The 21,567-nt window shown below is 60.2% G+C and carries 19 protein-coding genes; 13 read left to right on the forward strand and 6 right to left on the reverse strand.

The features are described from left to right. The first annotated feature begins 113 nt into the window (after positions 1-113). The 5 genes from AXW79_RS12565 to AXW79_RS12585 all read left to right on the forward strand — a co-directional run bounded on the left by AXW79_RS12565 (position 114) and on the right by AXW79_RS12585 (position 3,668). Positions 114-902, forward strand: a complete 789-nt coding sequence (locus AXW79_RS12565; RefSeq protein WP_005309912.1) for an alpha/beta fold hydrolase — start codon at positions 114-116, stop codon at positions 900-902. Between the two features lie 115 nt (positions 903-1,017). Next, the gene (gene parM / locus AXW79_RS12570) at positions 1,018-2,061 is read left to right on the forward strand and encodes a plasmid segregation protein ParM domain-containing protein (protein ID WP_058406462.1); all 1,044 of its coding nucleotides are present in this window, start codon (positions 1,018-1,020) and stop codon (positions 2,059-2,061) included. A gap of 69 nt (positions 2,062-2,130) precedes the next feature. Then, entirely contained in the window at positions 2,131-2,865 is a 735-nt protein-coding gene (locus AXW79_RS12575) for a hypothetical protein (RefSeq protein WP_005309918.1), read from the forward strand. A gap of 45 nt (positions 2,866-2,910) precedes the next feature. Continuing rightward, positions 2,911-3,204, forward strand: coding sequence for a Bor family protein (locus AXW79_RS12580; protein ID WP_005309920.1), 294 nt, complete (start codon positions 2,911-2,913; stop codon positions 3,202-3,204). A gap of 173 nt (positions 3,205-3,377) precedes the next feature. Then, a complete protein-coding gene (locus tag AXW79_RS12585) occupies positions 3,378-3,668 on the forward strand; it encodes a Bor family protein (RefSeq protein ID WP_005309922.1) in 291 nt (96 codons plus the stop codon). A gap of 85 nt (positions 3,669-3,753) precedes the next feature. On the opposite strand, the gene moeB is transcribed toward AXW79_RS12585, so the two are convergent. Both moeB and moeA read right to left on the reverse strand, forming a co-directional pair. Beyond that, complete coding sequence (gene moeB / locus AXW79_RS12590; protein WP_005309925.1) at positions 3,754-4,509, reverse strand: molybdopterin-synthase adenylyltransferase MoeB; 756 nt, start codon at positions 4,507-4,509, stop codon at positions 3,754-3,756. Continuing rightward, positions 4,506-5,732 (reverse strand): molybdopterin molybdotransferase MoeA, encoded by a 1,227-nt coding sequence (gene moeA / locus AXW79_RS12595; protein WP_005309928.1) that lies wholly within the window; start codon positions 5,730-5,732, stop codon positions 4,506-4,508. Before moeA ends, moeB begins: the two co-directional genes overlap by 4 nt. Positions 5,733-6,040: 308 nt before the next feature. Here moeA and folE point away from each other — a divergent pair, with 308 nt between their 5' ends. Beyond that, complete coding sequence (gene folE / locus AXW79_RS12600; RefSeq protein WP_005309931.1) at positions 6,041-6,697, forward strand: GTP cyclohydrolase I FolE; 657 nt, start codon at positions 6,041-6,043, stop codon at positions 6,695-6,697. 402 nt (positions 6,698-7,099) lie between these two features. After that, the gene (locus AXW79_RS12605) at positions 7,100-8,755 is read left to right on the forward strand and encodes a methyl-accepting chemotaxis protein (RefSeq protein ID WP_005309933.1); all 1,656 of its coding nucleotides are present in this window, start codon (positions 7,100-7,102) and stop codon (positions 8,753-8,755) included. Positions 8,756-8,854: 99 nt separating this feature from the next. Here the strand turns inward: AXW79_RS12605 and AXW79_RS12610 are convergent, their stop codons facing one another. Further along, positions 8,855-10,597 carry a formate--tetrahydrofolate ligase gene (locus tag AXW79_RS12610; RefSeq protein WP_005309936.1) on the reverse strand — a complete coding sequence of 581 codons (1,743 nt, stop codon included), beginning with the start codon at positions 10,595-10,597 and terminating at the stop codon, positions 8,855-8,857. A gap of 66 nt (positions 10,598-10,663) precedes the next feature. Here AXW79_RS12610 and AXW79_RS12615 point away from each other — a divergent pair, with 66 nt between their 5' ends. Further along, positions 10,664-11,101, forward strand: coding sequence for a hypothetical protein (locus tag AXW79_RS12615; protein WP_005309939.1), 438 nt, complete (start codon positions 10,664-10,666; stop codon positions 11,099-11,101). A gap of 14 nt (positions 11,102-11,115) precedes the next feature. Here the strand turns inward: AXW79_RS12615 and AXW79_RS12620 are convergent, their stop codons facing one another. Then, entirely contained in the window at positions 11,116-12,018 is a 903-nt protein-coding gene (locus AXW79_RS12620) for a LysR family transcriptional regulator (protein WP_005309942.1), read from the reverse strand. Between the two features lie 110 nt (positions 12,019-12,128). Here AXW79_RS12620 and AXW79_RS12625 point away from each other — a divergent pair, with 110 nt between their 5' ends. From AXW79_RS12625 to AXW79_RS12640, 4 genes are all read left to right on the forward strand, one after another. Further along, entirely contained in the window at positions 12,129-12,689 is a 561-nt protein-coding gene (locus AXW79_RS12625; protein WP_005309945.1) for a YceI family protein, read from the forward strand. Next, the gene (locus AXW79_RS12630) at positions 12,689-13,420 is read left to right on the forward strand and encodes a hypothetical protein (protein WP_005309948.1); all 732 of its coding nucleotides are present in this window, start codon (positions 12,689-12,691) and stop codon (positions 13,418-13,420) included. Before AXW79_RS12625 ends, AXW79_RS12630 begins: the two co-directional genes overlap by 1 nt. A 186-nt stretch (positions 13,421-13,606) precedes the next feature. After that, positions 13,607-14,728: an adenosylhomocysteinase gene (locus AXW79_RS12635; protein ID WP_005309950.1), complete on the forward strand. Its 1,122-nt coding sequence runs from the start codon at positions 13,607-13,609 to the stop codon at positions 14,726-14,728. Positions 14,729-14,819: 91 nt separating this feature from the next. Then, positions 14,820-15,131, forward strand: a complete 312-nt coding sequence (locus AXW79_RS12640) for a SelT/SelW/SelH family protein (protein WP_005309953.1) — start codon at positions 14,820-14,822, stop codon at positions 15,129-15,131. Between the two features lie 107 nt (positions 15,132-15,238). Here AXW79_RS12640 and AXW79_RS12645 read toward each other — a convergent pair whose 3' ends face one another. Together AXW79_RS12645 and pepT are read right to left on the reverse strand one after the other, a co-directional pair. Further along, complete coding sequence (locus AXW79_RS12645) at positions 15,239-16,987, reverse strand: lysophospholipid acyltransferase family protein (protein WP_005309957.1); 1,749 nt, start codon at positions 16,985-16,987, stop codon at positions 15,239-15,241. A gap of 181 nt (positions 16,988-17,168) precedes the next feature. Then, positions 17,169-18,392 carry a peptidase T gene (gene pepT / locus AXW79_RS12650; protein ID WP_005309959.1) on the reverse strand — a complete coding sequence of 408 codons (1,224 nt, stop codon included), beginning with the start codon at positions 18,390-18,392 and terminating at the stop codon, positions 17,169-17,171. 1,079 nt (positions 18,393-19,471) lie between these two features. Between pepT and speA the strand changes: the two genes are divergently transcribed. Further along, positions 19,472-21,373: a biosynthetic arginine decarboxylase gene (gene speA, locus AXW79_RS12660; RefSeq protein ID WP_005309971.1), complete on the forward strand. Its 1,902-nt coding sequence runs from the start codon at positions 19,472-19,474 to the stop codon at positions 21,371-21,373. The last annotated feature ends 194 nt before the right edge of the window (positions 21,374-21,567 follow it).

Consider the following 21,567-nt stretch of genomic DNA (forward strand, 5'->3'; position numbering starts at 1 on the left):
ACATTGTGGAGCGGCATACCCGGCTAGCGCAGAGGATATGCCCACAAGCTGGCTGGTGACTATCGGGATAAACAGGGCATGGTTCAGGCAATGAGTCGAGAGGCGATGAACTGATGCGTCGCAATCAGGTAATGAAATCCAACGGTCTTGCCCTGCGCAGTGCGGGGGAGGGCCCCTTGCTGTTGTTGTTGCATGGGCTTGGCTCTTCCAGCCTCGACTGGCAGGCGCAGATAGAGCGTTTTTCCGAACACTACCGGGTGGTGGCGCTGGACTTGCGCGGCCACGGCCAGAGCATGCAGGAGGGGCCGTTCGACGTGGCGACCCTGGCGGCCGACGTGGTGAACTGGCTTGATGAACAGCCTGAGCCCGCCTGGGTGGTGGGATTGTCGCTGGGGGCCATGGTGGCGCTGGAGCTGGCCTTGCAACTGCCGCACAAGGTGCGGGGTCTGGTGCTAGTCAACGGCTTTAGCGAGTTTTTGCTGGAGACCCCCAAGGAGCAGGAACGCTACGCCCAGCGCCTCAAGTGGCTGCGCTGGTTTGGCATGCGCCCGCTTGCCTGGTGGCTGGGGCGCGAGCTCTTCCCGGGGCCCGATCTCGCCCAGGTGCGCCACACTTTTCGGCTGCGCTTCGTGCGCAGCAACAAAAAGAAGACCTATCGGGCGCTGCTCGATGCGCTGCCCGGCTGCTCGATGCGCTGCCCGGCTGGTCGGTACGCGCACGGCTTGGCAGCATCTGGCAGCCGGTGGCCATCATCTCCACCAGTCACGACTACCTGCCGCTCGCCAAACGGGTGGAGCAGTTCGCCGCCCTGCCCAACGCCAGTATTCATACCCCCAATGGCCACCATGCCTGGCCGGCAGAAGATCCCTCAGGATTTAATCATTTGCTTCACCGGATTTTAGAAACCCATTAGACTTGTCGTCCTTTTAACCCGTGTGTGTATTGGTCCGATCGCCTTGCCAACGGCAGAAGGCAAGGCAATCGGACCCATTTTGCTCTATCAACAGGTGTTTTCTCATGTCTGAAGTAATGAAAATAGCCATCGATGATGGCTCGACCAACGTCAAGGTGAGCTGGATTGAGAACAAGGTGCTCAAGACCATCATTTCTCCTAACTCCTTTCGCAAGGATTGGAAGAGTGCCGCCTTGCGCAAAGACAAGAAGATCTACAACTACGAGATAGGCAACACCAAGTACACCTACGATGCCACCTCAGACAAGTCATTGGCGACCACCCATGTGGAGTACCAGTACGACGATCTCAACCTGCTCTCCGTTCATCATGCCCTGCTGCAGACCGGTGTGACTCCGTGCGATGTCGCCATTACCGTGACCCTGCCCATCACTGAGTTCTATAACCCGGACGATTGCCAGCGCAACGAAGAGAAAATAGAGAAGAAGCGCCGCAACCTGATGCGCGCAATTTCCCTCAACAAGGGTGAGCTGTTCAATATCGTCAGCGTCGAAGTGATGCCGGAGAGCCTGCCTGCTGCGCTTTCCCGCCTGATCGGCTCGGGCTGCAACGAATTCACTAAAACGCTGGTGATCGACTGCGGTGGCACCACGTTGGATATGGGGATCATCGTCGGCCAGTTCGATGATGTCTCCGATGTCTATGGCAACAACGAGATCGGTGTCTCCATGGTCACCGACGCCACCCGCAAAGCGCTGGCCGCAGCAGACAGCGACTCCAGCTATCTGGTGGCCAACGAGTTTATCAAACGTCGCCACGACATGAGCTTTGTGCGCGATGTGGTCAACGACGAGAGCCAGATCCCCAAGATCCTCGAGAAGATGCAGAACAAGATCGACGAACTGGGGACTCAGGTTGCACATGAAGCGAAAAAGTTTGCCAAGAACCCGAACCGTGTCTATCTGGTCGGTGGCGGTGCTTCCCTGATTTATGATGCGATCAGGGTGGCCTATCCGACCCTGGGTGACCGTGTCGAGCTGCTGGACGATGCCCAGTCAGCACTGGCTCGCGAGATCTGCCTCTATACCACTGAAGAGGATGAAGTCTATCGTGAAGCGCCTGTGATGGCTGAGGTTGATGATGAGTAGTCAACTCAAGCGCATGACCTTCTCCATCTATATGGATCCGGGTGCGCTGGAGTCTGATCGCTATGCGTATTGCAGAACTGGTATCAACGGGCGCGCAAGATCCAGGATGGCACCGAGGAGTTTGACTTCTCCAAGAGCCGTTTTCACAAGGATATCTACCTTTCCGGCATGTTCATGTATGTACTGGCGCCCAATCTGTGCAAGGCGATTGCCAATGCACTGGGGCCGGAACAGGTGAGTCTGACCACATTGCGTCACGCCTTTGCCAGTTGTGGTTTCAACCTGGGAGAGGGGAGCTCGGCTGCACCACCCGCCGCCGACGTCATGATCGATCAGATAGTGGCACGGTTGCTTCCCCAGTTGGGACAGGGAGATAACGCCTCGTTGGTGGATGAGATCGTCCATCGCCTTGGTCAGCAATCTTCCACTTCCGCTCAGCACAATCTGGTGGATGAGATTGTGAGCCGCTTGGGCGAGCAGCAGCCCACCGAGTTGTGGGATGAGTTGAGGCAGGGGTTACCGGCCCCTCTCGACCATGATCAGCTGGCCGAGGCGATCGCAGGCAAATTGCCATCAGCGGCTGTTGAGCAGGATTTGGTGCCGCTCCAGAGCAGTATCCAGCAGCTCTCCCGTCAGCTTGAAGAGCAATCCAGGCTGATCCGCGAGCAGCATCGACTGATCCAGCGCCTGGCCAGCGCACCCGGCCGTCAGGTTACTACGGTGGGTGAGGCAGAACCCCTGATCGAGGATCTCTCGAGCCAGGTTGCCAACATGAAGAAGGTCAAGGCCAAGGGCATTTTCTAAGTACTCCGCCTCGATCAAGATGCCGTTATCGTCAGGATCAAACAGATGAAACAAGTAGTATTGATGGCATGGTGCGCCTTGCTGCTATCGGGCTGCGCCCAGCAGGCCTTCTTCGTGCATGCGGGCAACCCGGGTCAGCCAAACAGAGAAGTTGGCCATGATTTTGTACTGGCAGGCATTGGTCAGAGTGAATCGGTCAACGCCTCTTTGGCCTGCCATGGCGACCCGGAAAAGGTCGTTCGTGTGGAAGTGCAGCAAACGCCACTGGATGGTTTGATGGCGGTATTGACGCTGGGAATTTATACCCCGAGAACGGCGCGGGTTTATTGCAATCTTTGATTTTCTGCCACGCGATATAAAGTCTCATACAAAGCCTTGTTGCCATCTCAAGATTTTGGTAATGTGCGCATGCATTGGAATGTTGTTTATTTATCTTATTGATATTAAAGGATAATGTTTCTTTGTGTGGCACCGGCATAGCCGGAAATAATAAAGTTGTCAGGGATAATAAAATGAAAAAAATGGTATTGACTGCGGCCGTTGCAATGATGATGGCTGGTTGTGCGCAGCAGGGGTTCACAGTACATTCCGGTAATGTAGTGAAACCCACCAAGGAAGTGACCCACCATTTCTTCATTTCCGGTTTGGGTCAGAGCAAGACCATAAATGCGGCCGCCGTTTGTAATGGTGCAGATAAAGTGGTACGTGTCGAAGCACAACACACCTTCCTTAATGGCTTGTTGGGTGCGGTTACCTTCGGTGTTTATACCCCGCGTGAGGCTCGTGTCTACTGCGCAGGCTGACTACCCATCGTATCCATGATGTAAAAAGCCGACCCCACGGGGTCGGCTTTTTTATTGGCTGCGAGTTATTGGTGATAGGGATCACTTAAGGGTGCGAGCAAACCGGGCAGTCGGGGCGTTTGGGCAGCTTCATCTCGCGGAAGGTGCCGGTGAGGCCATCGATCATCAAGAGGCGGCCGCTGTAGCTGCGCCCCGTGCCCGCCAGCAATTTTATCGCCTCCAGTGCCTGCAGGCTGCCCACTAGCCCGACCATGGGGGCGAGCACACCCGCCTCGACGCAGGTAAGGGCCTGCTCGCCAAACAGGGCGCTGAGGCAGGCGTAGCAGGGCTCATCCTCCTGCCAGGTGAAGCTGCAGAGCTGCCCCTCCAGCCGGATGGCAGCGCCACTGACCAGCGGCACCCTGTGTTTGCGCGCGTATTGGTTGAGCAGATTGCGGATAGTCAGGTTGTCGGTGCAGTCGAGCACCAGCTGGTGGCTGGGTAGCAGGGCATCGAGCAGTGCCTCGTCGGCAACAGAGGCGTGAGTCTCCACCTTGAGCCAGGGGTTGAGCGCGCGCAGCGCCTCGGCCGCAGAATCCACCTTGTGCTGACCGATGCGGGCATCCGTGTGCAGCACCTGGCGTTGCAGATTGGAGAGCTCCACCTTGTCAAAATCCACCAGGGTGAGCTGGCCGACCCCGGCCACCGCCAGATACTGGCTGGCGGCGCAGCCCAGGCCGCCCGCACCGATCACCAGCACGCGGGCCTGCTTGAGTGCCTCCTGCCCCTCGAAGTCGAAGGATTTGAGCACTATCTGGCGGTTGTAGCGCAAGAGCTCTGCGTCCGAGAGAATGTCGCTCACAGCAGCAAGCCCCCGAATGGTTCGACGGTGACTGTCTCTCCTGCCGCCACCTTGCCCCGCTCACGCTCAAGCACTATGTAGCAGTTGGCCCGCGACAGTGAGCTGAACACAGCGGAATCCTGGGAGCCTGTGCTGCGCACTTCGAGGCCGTCTGGCCCCTGGCTCAGAATGCCGCGCTGGAAGTCGAGTCGACCCGGCGCTTTTTTCAGAGTCTCGCCGGCGACGGCCTGCAGTTGCAGCGGACGCTCGAACTGCTGCCCGGCCAGCTTGGCCAGCGCAGGCTGCACCAGCTGATCGAAGGTGACCATGGCGGAGACAGGGTTGCCCGGCAGACCGAAGAACCAGGCGTTGGGCAGGCGACCGAAGGCGAATGGCTTGCCCGGTTTGATAGCCAGCTTCCAGAAGCCGATCTCGCCGAGTTCCTCGAGCAGCTGTTTGGTGAAGTCTGCCTCACCGACCGAGACGCCTCCCGTGGTGATGAGGGCATCGGCCTCGCGGTCGGCCTGCAGGAAGGCGGCGCGCAGCTGCGCGGGGTGGTCCGGTATGATGCCAAGGTCGAGGCAGTCGCAGCCAAGGCGCGCCAGCATGGCCTTGACCCCGTAACGGTTGGAGTCATAGATGTCGCCATGGGCGAGCGGGGTGCCGACCGGCTTGAGCTCGTCGCCGGTGCTGAAGATGGCCACTCTCAGCGGGCGGCGCACGCTGACGGTGGCGATACCCAAGGAGGCCAGCAGTGGCAGCTCGCGTGGAGTGAGCCGGGTACCGGCGCAGAGCACGCTGGCGCCCTCGCGGATATCTTCGCCGCGACGGCGGATATTCTGGCCCAGGGTGGGCGGCACCAGAAAGGTGATCTGGTTGCCGTCGACCTGCGTTTCTTCCTGCATCACCACAGCGTCTGTGCCTGCGGGTATCGGAGCACCGGTCATGATCCGCACGCAGTGACCCGCGGGCCACTCCCCCTGATAGGGCTGACCGGCGAAGGCTTTGCCCACCATGATGAGCGGGATGCCGGCAGCGAGATCGGCCAGCCGCACGGCGTAACCGTCCATGGCGGCGTTGTCGAACGGAGGCACTGACAAGGGGGAGGCGATATCTGCCGCGAGTACCCGGCCGAGGGCCTGGGGCAGGGGCACTTGTTCTGTGTCGCAGCAGCAGGCGAGTTGGTCCAGCATCCCTTGCAGGGCATCGCTCAGGGGGAGTAGTCCGCTGGTATCAAATCCCATCGTCATTACCTCTTTGGTGTGGTTGAGGGCGGATTATCCCAAAAATCAGGGTGGATGGGCAGGCTTATCAGGGGCTGACACCAGGCTGCCTGGTACAGGGGGTGGTGGACGATGGATTGTTTGCCGCAATCCTCCCCGTATGGGGTGGGTCATCAAGGGGTAAAACCCGACGGATTGGCATAAAGTCAGGATACGGACTTGAGTTAGCTTGAATTATGGCAATAATCGCCGTTTACTATTGCGCCACAACAAAGTGCCGCCACAGACAAGGTGGCCATTACAGTCCCTGAGCGTGGGAGAGGAACAAGATGACGAGCTTAAGCCAGGAAGCCCTGTTGGTCAGGGCAGCCCTCGAGGCCGAGGGCCTCGAGACACCTCTGGTGGCCAATGCGTTGAATGGTCAGCAGAAGAAGGAGAAGATCGAAGGCCACATGCGCGCCATCATGGAGACGCTGGGGCTGGATCTGACCGATGACAGCCTGGCGGAGACGCCGCACCGCATCGCCAAGATGTACGTGAACGAGATCTTCTCCGGCCTCGATTACAGCACCTTCCCCAAGGTGACCGTGATCGAGAACAAGATGAAGGTGGACGAGATGATCATGGTGCGGGACATCAGCCTTACCAGCACCTGTGAGCACCACTTCGTCACTATCGACGGGCTGGCCCACGTGGCCTACATTCCCCGTGGCAAGGTGATCGGGCTGTCGAAAATCAACCGCATAGTGCAGTTTTTCGCCCGCCGTCCCCAGGTGCAGGAGCGCCTCACCCAGCAGATCCTACTGGCGTTGCAGACCCTGCTTGGCACCAAGGATGTGGCCATCAGCATCAAGGCGACCCACTTCTGCGTGAAGGCTCGGGGCGTGATGGATTCCACCTCCTACACCACCACCACCTCCCTCGGTGGTGTGTTCAAGACCCAACCCGATACCCGCGCCGAGTTTCTGGGCGGTTTGAAGGGCTGATCTGTCAGGAGGCATGGCGCCATGGTGGCATGCCTCCTTTTTCCCTCTTCAGTTCATGGGGCCCGTCGGCCATCCCTCCTGTTTCATCCACAAATTTCCTTAAGGGATTGACCGGTGCGGTCGATATACCTCGGTATGGTTCACTTTGGCTCTCTTTTGGGCCCATGCTGAGCCGCAAGGGGCGGGCATCCGTGGTTATTTTGGCCGCTGCCATGCCTCCCTGCGGGCCAGAACGGGCTTGTCAGGCAGGCACCCCGCCCCCTTGAAAGGTTCTCGCCTCGTTCATGTAAGGATACATATTCATCAGGGCTGGATGAGCCGCCATGGAGGGCAGTCACAGATCCGTGCCGACAGGTGCGGATCAAACGGGCGCTATCTGTTCACTCATATCCAGGACATGCCATGAATACCAGTACCATGACCATAGGCAAGAAGCTCACCGCCGGCTTTGCCGTGCTCGGCCTGATGGTGGCCTTTATCGGCGGCTTCTCGCTGCTCGAGTTCAGCAACATGAACCGGGCCGCCATCGGTTTCACCGACAGCATTTTGCCCGCCGTCAACCGCACCAGTGCCATCGGCGAGAGCATCAGCGAGCTGCGCCGCTATGAGCTGGGATTCTTCCTGGTGGCTTCGGATCCGCAGAAAAAAGCGGAGTATCGCAGCGAAACCAGCCGCAGGTTTGAACAGGTCGCCCAGCAACTGGTCGAGCATGACGCCACTATCTGGGCGGAAGATGTGGAAGAGCGCCGCACTTTCGATACCGTCAAGGCTGACTGGGCCCGCTACGCGGCGCTGCACCAGCGGGTGAAGCAGTTGCAGGATAGCGATCAGCTGGCCTCTGCCCAGCAGGTCTTCATGAGCGAGGGGATCCCGCTCTACCTCAACCTGACCAAGTCGGTCAGTGACCTCATTCGCATCAACCATGGCTATGCCAAGGCGTCGCGCAAGGTGGTGGTGGCCGCTTATGACTCCGCCAAGTTGAGCGTCACCGTGTCGCTGCTGGTCGGTCTGGTGTTGGTGGTCGGCCTCTCGGTGGTGCTGACCCGTCAGATCCGGGACCCGCTCATCATGCTGGCCCGCCAGGCTCAGCGCATTGCCAACGGCGATCTGGGCAAGGGAGAGTTGCAGGAGTGGATCCAGGACAACCGCTTCAACCGCGACGAGCTGGGTCAACTGGGCTCGGCCCTCAACCGGATGCAAAACGCGCTGGCCAATCTGGTGAGCGAAATCGCCGGCTCCGTGAGCCAGCTCAGCAGTGCTGTGGAGGAAGTGAGTGCCATCTCCGAGCAGTCCGCTACCGGCATGGCTCGCCAGCAGAGCGAGGTTTCCCAAGTGGCTACCGCCATGAACGAGATGCAGTCCACCGTCAACGAAGTGGCCCGCAATACCACGGATGCCATGAGTGCGGCCAAGGATGCTTCCCATACCTCGGCCCAGGGCAACCAGGTGGTGCGCAGCGCCATCAGCAGCATCGAGGATGTGTCGGTCAAGATTGAACAGGCGGGCGCCGTAGTGCAGCAGTTGGAGACAGACAGCGCCAACATAAGCATGGTGCTGGACGTTATTCGCGACATCGCTGGCCAGACCAACCTGCTGGCGCTCAACGCCGCCATCGAGGCCGCTCGCGCCGGTGAGCAGGGACGCGGTTTTGCGGTGGTGGCGGACGAAGTGCGCTCCCTGGCGCAGCGTACCCAGGACTCCACTGCCGAGATCAGCAAGATGATAGAGCTGCTGCAGAGCCGCGCCGCCGAGGCGGGCAGCGCCATGCAGCTGAGCCGTCAGCAGATGCAGGCGAGCGTCGGGTTGGCGCGGGATGCGGGCAGCAGCATAGATACCATCAATGGGGCCGTCACCCAGATCACCGACATGAACACCCTGATCGCTACTGCCACCGAGGAGCAGAATGCGGTGACCGAGGAGCTCAACCGCAGCATAGTCAACATCCACAATGCCGCCGACGAGAACGCCCAGGGGGCGCAGCAGACTGCCCAGGCCTGTGTCGAACTGAGCAAGTTGGCCACCTCGCTGCATCATATGACCCAGCGCTTCACCCTCTAGGGGCAACCCCGTCACTTAACGGGTGAACGCTGTTATAAAACAAGGCCCCGCCAATTGGCGGGGCCTTGTTGTTTCTGGCGATCTTGAGCATGAAGAACATCAGCTCAGTCCGACTATCTCGCCGTCCTCGCCGATATCTATATGGCGATAGGCCGGCAGACTGCCGAGCCCCGGCATTGTCATGATGGGGCCCGCCAGCGCATAGACGAAACCGGCACCGGCGCACAGCTTCACCTCGTCGATGGGCACCTCGAAATCGGTCGGTACCCCCTTCCTGGCGGGATCGTGGCTGATGGAGAGCGGCGTCTTGGCCACGCAGATGGGCAGGTGATCCCAGCCTGCAGCCGAGAGCGCTGCCAGCTGTCGGTGCGCCTTGTCAGAGAGGATGACACCACGGCCGCCATAGCCGCACTCCACCAGGGTGGCGAGTTTGGCACACAAGCTCATCTCATCGGGATAGAGCAGCTGGATCTGGCTTGGCATCTCGCAGGCGGCGACCACGGCCCTTGCCAGTTCACTGGCGCCCGCACCGCCCTCTACAAAGGCGGTCGAGATGGCTGCACCACAGGCACCGGCTTGGCGCGCCTCGCGCATCAGCAGATCCAGCTCGGCCTTGCTGTCGGTGGGGAAGCTATTGACCGCGACGACAACGGGCAGTCCATAACGGCGGGCGTTGTGGATGTGCCAGGCAAGGTTGGCACACCCCTTCTCAAGGGTGGGCAAGTCTTCCCCCAGCAGGCTCGCAGGCAGCGGCTGGCCCGGGCGGATGTCGAGCAGGCCGCTGTTGGCCTTGAGGCCGCGTACCGTTGCCACCAGTACCACGCAGGCCGGCGTGATGCCGGACTGGCGGTGCTTGATGTTGAAGAACTTCTCCAGCCCCATGTCGGAGCCAAAACCCGCCTCTGTCACCACATAGTCGGTCAGTTGCAGCGCCATGCGGTCGGCGATCACAGAAGAGTTGCCGTGGGCTATGTTGGCAAAGGGGCCGGCGTGCACCAGCACAGGGGTCTGCTCCGTGGTCTGCATCAGGGTCGGTTGCAGCGCGTCTTTGAGCAGCACCGTCATGGCGCCGGCGACTTCCAGTTGCTCGGCCGTGATGGGTTGGCCCTGGCTGTCGAGGGCCAGCTGGATGCGGCCGATGCGAGCGCGCAAGTCTTTCAGATCGCTTGCCAGCGCCAGAATGGCCATCAGCTCGGAGGCGGCGGTGATGACGAAGCGATCCTGGCGTTCAACGCCATCGGCGGCGGCCCCCTGCCCAATCGTGAGGTGGCGCAGGGCGCGTTCGTTCATGTCGAGGGTACGTGGCCAGAGGATGTTGGCGGGATCGATATCGAGCCGTGCCAGCCCCGTCCTGGCGGTGAACTCGGTGCCGAGTTTGGTCTCATGGAACAGGCGGGCATCCAGCGCGGCGGCCGCCAGGTTGTGGGCGGCGGTGAGGGCGTGGAAGTCACCGGTCAGGTGCAGGTTCATCTCCTCCATCGGCACCACCTGGGCGTGACCACCCCCGGCGGCGCCCCCCTTGACCCCGAATACGGGACCGAGACTCGGCTGGCGTATGGTGGCCATGCTGGGCTGGCCAATATGGTTGAGCCCCATGGAGAGACCTAGGGTGGTGACCGTCTTGCCCTCGCCAAGGGGCGTCGGCGTGATGGCGCTCACCAGCACCAGCTTGCCCGCTTTTTTGCCGGGCTTGCTGGCGGCTTGCTTGAGCAATTCGAGACTGAGCTTGCCCTTGTAGTGGCCGTGAGGGCTGAGCAGATGGGCCGGGATGCCCAGGCGCGAAGCCAGGGCCTGGATGGAGAGACGGGGGGACTGGCGGGAGATCTCGATATCGCTTAGCATCAGCACCTCGTTGGCATGTCAGGTCAAATATGCGGCGCAGTCTAGTGGAATCAACAGGGTTATCCAATGAGTAATAACATTTTATCCGGCAGTCGTGAGCTGCATCTAACACCCATACTGCTGGATCTCAATGCCCTCTACCATCCACCCAAGCGGCCGCTCACCGCCCTTGGCGTGATCAGCGCCTTCATGCCGCTGTTTGGCTATGGCTGGCAGGCGATGACCCAAGATCCCGAGACCCACTTTCGCCATGAGCTTGGCAAACGCATCAACAAGCACAAGACGGATGAGGCCAACCTCATTCTGATGTTGCAGCTGGCCGGCATGCTCGATTGCCACTGCCTGCGCATCACGTTGCCCTATGCCCTCGGCGAGGAGCAGCTCGCCACCTTGCAGAGCCGCCTGCCTCGCTGGCAAATAACGCAGACCGATCAACTGCTGGTGGCCGAGCTGCCGTTGCCCGCCGCACCTGCATCCCCACAGTCCGACACCTCTGCATCATAAATTCCGGCACTGGCTCACGCTTTGCGATCCCAGTAGTGAGGGGCCAGGTAGCGCTCCTGCACGAACTCGATAAAGCAGCGCACCTTGCCGGAGACGAATCGGCGATGAGGGTAGAGGGCATAGAGCCCCACCTGCCCCTTCTCCCACTCCGGCAGCAAGGGGACCAGCTCCCCCGAACGCAGCGCATCCCCGACGATGAAGGTGGGCTGCAAGATAATGCCCTGATGATCGCAGGCGGCCCGGGTCAGGGCCACGCCATTGTTGGCCCGAAGTGGTCCCTGCGGGCGCACGCTCAGCTGTTCTCCTCCCTGCTTGAAGACCCAGTCAGGTTGGGTCAGGGTATAGATGAGGCAGTCGTGCTGCTTGAGATCCTCGGGGCTGTTCGGGGTGCCCCTGCGGGCCAGATAGGTGGGGCTGGCACACACCTCCAGCTTCATCATGGCCAGCGGCTTGGCGACCAGAGAAGAGTCCGGCAGGTTGCCGATGCGCAGCGCCAGATCGAACCCCTCTTCCACCAGGGCCACCCGCCGGTCGCTGTACTCTATTTCCAGTTTCAGATCCGGGAAGCGTTCACGAAACAGCGGCAGGGCAGGGGAGAGATGCAGGTAGCCAAAGTCCATCGGCACTGACAGCTTGAGGGTGCCCTGGGGCTGCTGGTTGTTGCGGGTGAGCTGGCTGTGGGTCTCTTCCAGCTCTGCCAGCAGGGCCTGGGAGCGCTGGTAGTAGAACTGTCCCGCCTCAGTGGGGTTGACCTGACGGGTGGTGCGCGACAGCAAGCGGGTGGAGAGGGACTCCTCCAGTTGCTGCATCAGCTTGGAGGTCATGGCGACCGAGATGCCGAGCTGGTTGGCGGCCTTGGTAAAACTCTGACATTCCACCACCTTGATGAAGGTGCGCATGGCGGCTATCTGGTCCATCTTTCACTCTCAGTTGATAATTATTTTAATAAATCGCTGATTATCTATTCCGATATGGAGGTTAGCATCTTGGTTGTTGTTGTGAACCCCCAATATGAAGGAACGAACGGATGAAAATGACTCAGGCCCTGCTGGCCTCCTGCCTGTTTATGGCGGCTCCCCTGATGGCGGCCGATTACGACGTCGATGCGGCTCACACCACAGTCCAGTTCAAGGTGGGGCACCTCGGCTTCTCCGAACTGGTAGGCCGTTTCAACACCTTCAGCGGCACCTTCAGCATGGATGATGCCAACCCGGCAGTGGCCAAGGCGAGCTTCGAGATCGATGCCGCCAGCGTGGACTCCAACCATGAAGCCCGCGACAAACACCTGCGCAGCCCCGATTTTCTGGACGTGAAGCAGTACCCCAAGATGACCTTCGTCAGCACAGCGTATGAAGGAACCAAGGAGAAGGGCGTATTGAAAGGCACCCTGACCCTGCACGGCGTTGCCAAGGAAGTGGCGTTTGACCTGGTCAAGATTGGTGAAGGCAAGGATCCCTGGGGCGGCTATCGCAGCGGTTTCAACGCCTCCACCACCATCAAGCGCAGCGACTTTGGCGTGAACTATATGTTGCCGGGTATCCCGGACGAGATGAGCATCAATCTGTTCGTCGAAGGTGTGCGCAAGTAATGGGCGCAGCACTCTTGCTACAAACCCTGGCGGCCCCTTTGGGGGCCGCTTTGCTGTCATGGCGCTGGCCACGACTCGGGTATCTGTGGGGCGCCCTGGCGCTCTGGCTGGTGGGCTGCCTGCTGGGTGGCGTCTATGGCGTGCCGGTCAAGGCGTGGCAGTGGCTGCCACTGGCCTTGCTGGTGCCGGCGATTGCTACGCAACTGGCAGACAAGCGGGCCGCGTTGTTGCTGTTCGCGGGGCTCGGTGCCCTGGTGTGGTGGCAGGGGCTCGCCTCTGTGCTGACCAGTGAACCGCGGATCTGGCTGGCGTTGCTGCCTGCCATCGTCTGGGTTGGCTGGACTGATCTGCGTGGTGACAGTCGGGAAGGGCTGGGTTTTGCCCTTGGCTTTATCTGGTTGGCGCTGGTGATCGGTATTGATGGCAGCCTGCTGATTGCCCAGCTGGCCGGGGCGATCGCTGCCTTTGCCGGTTTCCGTGCCCTGCTCGCTGTGTTTGCGGGTGTGACCGCCACCCCTGCGGCCCTGGCGCTCGCTTTTATGCAGATGCTTGCCTGGCAGTATGTGGAAGTACCACTCACTGTCTTGCTGCCGGTCTGGCTGCTGCCCCTGCTGGAGTGGGCCCTGCGCAACAAACCTTGGCTACAGCGCTGGCTTGTGCTGATCCTGCTGGCGGGTGCGGGCACGGGGTTGAGTCTGTGGAAGGTGTGGCCCGAGGCCTCTCTTTACTAATTTTTAGCATAAAAAACAGGCTATTAACGCTAAAGTTGCCGACCTCGTCATAGTCTGTACAGATAAAGATTGAGCCACTTGGTGGTTTCAGATAAAAAGGATTTTCAATTATCTGGACACACACAGAACCCGGTCATGCCGGGTTTTGTTTGCCTGCATGTTTGCGGCGCGCTAAGGAGGCCACAGTTGCGCAGTCAAGGATCTGAGCATCTGTTTTTTCGCCATTTCACCGAGCAGGGACGTCTCGACGGTCTCTGCATACTGCTGGTTACCCATCTGCTTCCCGATCGCCCCCAGTTTATCCAGGCCCTCGCGCAAATCGGGCGGATCGGCGCCATCCTGCCCAAACCCAAGTCAGTACACGGACCGACCCTGACCTGGGCCCAGCAGCACTATCCCGTGCTGCCACTGAACCGGCAGTGGACCAATGCACCGCAGGGGGTGGTCGATCATATCGCCCCCTTGGTCGCCCCCCACGAGCGGCTCATCATACTGGATATAGGCGGCTACTTTGCCAAGACCCAGGCGACCCTGAGTGAGTATTTCGGTCCCCGTTTTCTCGGTGTGGTGGAGATGACCGAAAATGGTCATCAGCGCTACGAGCAGGAGGTGCTGGCCACCCCTGTCATTTCGGTGGCGCGCAGCCCCCTCAAGCAGGCCGAGGATATCCAGATTGGCCTGAGCGTTGTCTATTCCGCCGAGTCGCTGGTCCGTACCCTCAACCGTACCTTCAACGTCTGCCAGGCTGCCCTGTTTGGCTATGGCAAGGTGGGGCGCAGCATTGCCCGCGAGCTCAGGTGCCGCAATTTGCACCTGGAGCTGGTGGAGACAGATGTGCTGCGCCAGGTGGAGGCGCTCTCCCACGGCTTCAAGCTGGTGGGAAAAGAAGAGGCCCTCAGCCGGGCCGAGCTGGTGATCTGCTCCACCGGCAACGGCTCGCTGGACCTGGCCGATCTGCAGCGATTGCGCCCCGGCACCATGCTGGCGTCGGTCACCTCGGCCGACGACGAGTTTGCATTTTGTCTCTCCCAGTTGCCCTGGCCAAGCCAGGAGGTGTGCCCCCATGTACTGGCGCTGACGCGCCCGGATGGCAGCCAGATTTTTTTGCTCAATCGGGGGGAGGCGGTCAACTTCGTCCACGGCGCCGTCATCGGCGAATATGTCTATCTGGTGCTGGCGGAGATCATCGAAGGGGTGCGCCAACTGGCGCAGCAATCCATGGCCCCCGGCCTGTTCGATCTGCCGCAATCGACCATGCGCACCATAGCCCTCCACTGGTTGGCCGATTTTCACGGGGTCAGCCAATAAGCGAGGCAGGTCGCGCATCTGCTTTTTGAGCAAGGCATGGCCGGTTGTTATTGGTTTATCATCCGCTGGCCGATTTTTATGGAGTGATTCAATGACCGACGTACAGAGCCCCATCAGCAAGCCCCGTATCGAAATTCGTTACTGCACCCTCTGTCGCTGGATGCTGCGCGCTGCCTGGCTGGCCCAGGAGCTGCTATCTACATTTGACAGCGATCTTGGCGAGGTGGCGCTGGTGCCTGCCAGCAAGGGGGAATTTCGCATCCTGGTGAATGGCGTGCTGGTGTGGGACAGGGTGGCCGACGAGGGTTTTCCCGAGGCGAAAGAGATCAAGCAGCGGGTGCGCGACATTATCGCCCCACAGCGGGATCTGGGTCACTCGGATCGCAAACCTGCCGGTGAGTGATGGTCGGGGATCGAATATAAAAATGTGGATATGAGCGATTCGGATACAAACAGGGAGGCGGCGGCCTCCCTATTTGTTGTCTGCCCGTCACTGTCTGTGGCGTATGCTCAGGCGCGCGCCCTGCCTTGTTCATCCAGATGGAGGCCGTCGGGCTGGTCGCCAATCTGCTGGCTGCCGATATAGCGGGCCCGCTTGTGGGGTTTGATGCGGCTCACGTCCACCCACACCAGGCCATCGATGCAGTGGTTGAAATCGGGGTCGATGCCAAAGTCCATAAACTGCACGCCTCCCGGTTCGCACAGCTCGGAATACTGCTTGTAGAGGGTGGGGATGGCACAACCCAGGTTATCGAGCCTGGCCTTGAGCGCCTTGAGATCCGTCCCGTAATCCTGCCCCTCAAATAGCGGCAGCGTCTCGGGATAGGGGCGACGGGAGTGCGCCAGCGCCAGCTCGGGGGTAAAGTGCTGGCGATAGAAGCTCACCAGCAGATCCTTGGCCGCTGGCGGCAGGCTGCCGGAGAGTGAGACGGGTCCGAACAGGTAGCGGTAGCGGGGATAGCGGGCCAGGTAGGCGCCGATGCCGAACCAGAGGTAATCCAGTCCCCGTTTGCCCCAGTAGGCGGGCTGAATAAAGCTGCGGCCCAGCTCTATGGCCAGCTCAAGTCTTGGCAGCAGCCTGGCTTCAAAGCCGAACAGGGTGTGGCTGTAGAGGCCATCCAGCCCCTTGCTTGCCATCAGCTCGGCCACAGGGGCGAAGCGATAGGCGCCTATGATCTCGAGCCTGGCAGGATCCCACAGGATCAGGTGGTGATAGTCATCGTCGAAGCCATCGAGATCCCGCCGTTTGCCCGAGCCTTCCCCCACGGCGCGAAAGGCGATCTCCCGCAGACGGCCGAGCTCGCGCAGTATCACCGAATGGCTCAGTTCATGGCGCCGGTAGAGGTAGATCCCCTGACCATCGGGGGTGTGGCCGAGAGCTTCACACGCCTCTATGGCCTGCTTGAGCTGACGGCGTTCCTCCGGCTGGGCAATGGGGGCCTCGGTCGCCAGCTTGCCCTTTTTACCTCTCCCGATGCGATAGAGGTGACTGCGGACCAGTTGCGCCGCCGTCTTGGCGGGCAGGTCGCGAAAGCTGTCGACGGGAATACGCGCCCCTATGGTGACGGGGATACGCCCCCCTTGCTGGCGAAACAGTTGCTTGACCAGCAAGAGCCCCGCCCAGGCGTTGTTGAGCCAGGCGCTGAAATAAAACCCCAGGCCATTGCGCCCGCCGACGTGAATGGGCACCAGCGGGGTGCGTGTGCGTTGGGCCAGCTTGATAAAGCCCCCTTGCCAGGGGCCATCCTTCACCCCCTTGATGCCGAGTCGCGACACTTCGCCGGCGGGGAAGATCACCAGGGCCCCCTCGCTGGCCAGATGCTCGCCCATGGCCAGAATGGCGCGCCTGTCCGTCTTGCCATGCATGTTGTCGACCGGCAGCAGCAGCGGGCGCAGCGCCGTGAGTTGTGCCAGCAGCTGGTTGGCGACTATCTTCACATCCGGCCGGATGCGGCCGAGCAGGCGAAGCAGTGCCAGCCCGTCCAGCGACCCTATGGGATGGTTGGCCACTATGATGACCCGGCCGCTGCTGGGTATGTGCTCCAGCTCCGCCTCGCTCACCTTGTAGTCAAAGTCGATCTGTTGCAGCGCCTGCTCGACAAAGTCGAGGCCGCGCAGATGGGGGTAGCTGCTGGCAAAGTGCTGGAAGGCCTTCTCGTGCAGCAACCAGCGCAGGCCCTGGCCAAGCAGGGGGCGCAGCACTGGGTTGTTCGAGAGATGGGGAAGGTGCTGTCGTAGCAGGGTATCGACGCTGAACATGGGGCTGGGCTCCGGTGATCCTTTGCCCCAGCATGTGCCGCCTCTGTTCCCGCTGTGTGTCTGCAGTATGACAATTTTGTGGCAGGGCTGCTTGTTACCCTCGTTCCCTTTCTGTTGCTGACCGCGAAATGGCCGTGTGATGGCGGGGCGCGCCTATTGTCTCGCCCCGCACGAACCTGGGTTATCCCCGCCAGGCGGAGGTCAGCCGCACCAGCGCCACCAGGGTGGCGACCGCTTTCTCCATGGATTGCAGCGGGATGAACTCGTGCTTGCCGTGGAAGTTGTGACCGCCGGTGAAGAGGTTGGGGCAGGGCAGCCCCATAAAGGAGAGGCGGGCCCCATCGGTACCGCCACGGATGGGTTTGATCTTGGGCACCACGTCTGCCGCCAGCATGGCGGCCCTGGCCAGCTCGACTATGTGCATGTGCGGCTCTATCTGGCTGCGCATGTTGCGATAGCTGTCGGTCAGGGTGAGCTCGATGCGGGCCTTGGGGGCATCCAGCTGCAGGGAGGCGACCCGCTCCTTGAGCTGGGCCTTGCGGGCGGCGAAGGCGTCATCATCAAAGTCGCGGATGATGTAGTGCAGGGTGCTCTCCTCCACAGTGCCGCTCATCTGGGCCAGGTGAAAGAAGCCCTCGTAACCGTCAGTACACTCCGGGGTCTGCTCGGGGGGCATGGCGGCATGAAAGCGGGCGGCCAGGGTCTGGCTGTTGATCATGCTGCCCTTGGCGGTGCCGGGGTGAACATTGTTGCCCGTGATGCGCACAGTGGCGCTGGCGGCGTTGAAGTTCTCGTATTCGAGCTCCCCCAGCTCGCCACCATCGACGGTATAAGCCCATTTGGCCGGGAATCTGTCCAGGGGGAACAGATCGGCACCACGGCCTATCTCTTCATCCGGGGTGAGACCGACCCAGAGATCGCCGCGGGGGATGTCGGGGTGGGCCAGCAGATAGTCGATGGCGGTCAGGATCTCGGCGATACCGGCCTTATCATCGGCCCCCAGCAGGGTAGAACCGTCGGTGGTGATAAGATCCTGCCCCAGGTAGTTTTTCAGGCAGCGGTATTGGCGAATGGCCAGTACCTCGTCCCCCTTGCCCAGGCAAATATCGCCTCCCTGATAGCTTTCGATGATCTGGGGCACCACCTGCTCGGCGGCGTAATCGGCTGTGTCCATGTGGGCGATGAGGCCGATGGCAGGGGCATCCGGCTGGTTGCCCGGCAGGCAGGCAGTCAGGTAGCCGTGCTCATCCAGGGTGACCAGGGTCAGTCCCATCTGCTCCATTTCATCTCGCAGGGCCCGGGCAAAGATCAGCTGCCCCTCGCTGCTGGGACAGGCGGGATTGGTCGCATCGGAGCGGGTATGAAAAGTCACGTAACGCAGAAAACGCTCAAGCAGGGTATCCATTGGCAAGCCTCACACTTCAAACCGGTAATGAAGGGCCATTTTGGCCAATCAGGTTGCCTGTCTTATTGCGTCAGCGCAGGTTTTCCCCATTTTCTGACGCAGCGGCCTGGGAGGGATTGAGTCGGAGGGGGCAGTTTGTAGCCATTTTTCATGCATAAAAATAGCGTTTTTATTGATACGCAATCATCGCCATAACGACAGGAAATCCCCTGAACTGCCCCCTGACAAGGCATGCAGCCTGCCATGCCCCGAGAGCAGGCTTTTCATGGGGAACAACTGCAGGGGAATATTCTGCGCCATCCCAGAGCCAGCCTGCCTGGCAGCAAGATTTGCTCACCTTATTAAAAGCAGTTTTTGAACACTATTTTTTATTGTCACCGCTGGCGGTAAGTGTGTACACTCCGCGCCGATCCAAGGGTAACTCTGAAGCAGGCAGACGCCACCAGAAACCTGAAAGATCATACGCCTATAGGGCGAGGCACGCAGAAACGACAGACACTGCTGGGGTATGGTTTCTTTAATACCGGTTAGGCTCCGGTATCAGGGAGAACAACGGACACTCATTAACCATCTGACCGAGTGAGCCAGCGGCTCATCATCTTCCCTTGTCATGGGCGGTCACTGGTGTTGGGTAGGCTGTGGTTGTTGTCGTCTATCAACACGCTTGCGTGCTGACGCCTTCGCTTCTCTTCCTTGAAACCTCCCTTGTCGTTGTGATGGTGCCGAATGATGAACTGACGGCGTGGCTGATGCTGTCTGTCATCAAAGTACCGCGGCGCCCCGTTAAGGTGGCACCGCATACCGTTGAGCTTGATGTAAAGCCACCAGCCCCACATCAAGACTCGTTACTTCCCAAGATCCACCAGGCAGCCTTTGGCTTGCCGCGATGTGCAATAGCTGGATGTGATGGAAGGTAACAAGTGGTGAAACGAAGGCGGTCATCCGTCGCGCTTTCATGACTCGTTGCTGTTCAGATCCCACCAGGCAGCCTTGGCTTGCCGCAACTTGCAATCGATGGTCTGGATGTGATTGAGGGTAACGAAGGCGGCCACTGGTCGCTCATTTGCGAGGCATAGCCCATGACTAACTGGTCCAGCAAGGACTCCTTGAAGGTCTACAACGTTCCCTACTGGGGTGCGGGTTTTTTCAACATCAATGACGCCGGTCATGTGACCGTCGCTCCCGACAAATCGCGCCCTGATGCACACATTGTCATCTCTGATGCCATCGAACAGTTGCGCCAGTCCGGTTTGACCACTCCCGTGTTGCTGCGTTTCCCCGACATCCTCAAGAGTCGGGTCGATGCACTGTTCAACGCTTTTGGTCAGGCCATCGAGAAGTCAGGCTATGAAGGGGATTACCTCTGTGTTTACCCGATCAAGGTAAACCAGCAGAGTCGAGTCATCGAGACCATCAGCCAGTCTTACAGCGACAAGCCACGGCTTGGCCTGGAAGCGGGTTCCAAACCGGAGCTGCTGGCCGTGCTCTCCCATCACCATGAGCAAGGCTCGGTGATCGTCTGCAACGGTTACAAAGACCGCGAATATATCCGCCACGCCCTGCTCGGCAACCTGATGGGCCACAAGGTCTACATAGTGGTGGAAAAACCCTCCGAACTGGAAATGGTGCTGGACGAGTCAGCTCGCCTCAACATCAAGCCCAATATCGGGGTGCGTGCCAAGCTCGCGTCCACCGGCTCCGGCATGTGGGAATCGAGCGGCGGCTCCATGTCCAAATTTGGTCTCTCCGCCTCCCAGATCCTGGCGCTGGTCGAGCGTCTGCGCAGCCTGGACAAGCTGGATTGCCTGCAACTGCTGCACTTCCATCTGGGCTCCCAGATCGCCAACATCCGTGACATTCAGGGCGGTATCCGCGAGTGCGGTCGCTTCTATTCCGAGTTGCGTCGTCTGGGTGTGCCCATCGATGTGGTCGACGTCGGCGGTGGCCTGGGTGTGGATTATGAGGGCACTCGCTCCCAGAGCCACTGCTCCGCCAACTACAGCCTGTCCGAGTACGCCAACAACGTGGTGTGGGGCATAGGCGATGTGTGCCGCGAGTTTGATCTGCCGTACCCGACCATCATCAGCGAGTCTGGCCGTGCCCTGACCGCTCACCACGCCGTGCTGGTCACCAATCTGATTGGTGCCGAAGGGGTGGAGATGAGCGACATCAGCGCGCCGGATGAGGATGCGCCGACCCTCTTGCAGAACATGTGGCAAGGGTGGCTGGACCTGCGTGGTGAAGATCCCTCTTTGCTGGAGATCTTCCACGACTCAGTGGCGGATCTGGGCGATGTAAACACCCAGTACACCATGGGCTTGCTCAATCTGGAGCAACGCGCCTGGGCCGAGATGCTGCACCAGAACACCTGTCTGGCACTGAAAGAGATGCTCAACCCGGTCAACCGCAACCACCGCGCCCTGGCCGACGAGCTCTCCGAGAAACTGGCTGACAAGTGCTTTGCCAACTTCTCCCTGTTCCAGTCACTGCCGGATGCCTGGGGTATCGGTCAGGTGTTCCCCGTGATGCCGCTGACCGGGCTCGATCGTCCGCTCAGTCGTCGTGGCATCCTGATGGATATCACCTGTGACTCCGATGGTCAGGTTGAACACTACGTCGACGGTCTGGGGGTAGAGAGCACGCTGCCGATGCCGCAGTATGAAGAGAACGAAGTGTGCTACGTCGGTTTCTTCCTGGTCGGTGCCTATCAGGAGATCCTGGGGGATCTGCACAACCTGTTCGGCGACACCCACTGCGCGGAAGTGTGTCTCGATGAAGAGGGCAAGATGGACATTCGCAATGTGGTGCGCGGCGATACCGTCGACCAGCTGCTGCGTTACGTCAACATCGACCCCTCCGTCATTCGCGAGAACTACCAGCGTATCGTCTCCCACCCGGCGCTGGATGACGCGACCCGCAAAGCCCTGCTCGACGAGCTGGAGCTGGGTCTGCAAGGCTATGCCTATCTGGAAGACGAATAAGCCTCTGGCTTGTTCGCCCCGTCGGTGGAAACAAAAAGACGGGAATGAAAAAACGGCGCCTTCGGGCGCCGTTTTTGTTGATGGCATTTTATGCCCTTTCCGAGAACAGGGAGGCGGACAGCCATCTTCATATGAGTGGTGGATGGCGGTAGTGCGCGGCTCAGGGCCCGGATCCGGCAGATATTCTTCCCTTG

The organism is Aeromonas salmonicida subsp. salmonicida (assembly GCF_001643305.1).
GTDB classification, from domain to species: Bacteria; Pseudomonadota; Gammaproteobacteria; order Enterobacterales; family Aeromonadaceae; genus Aeromonas; species Aeromonas salmonicida.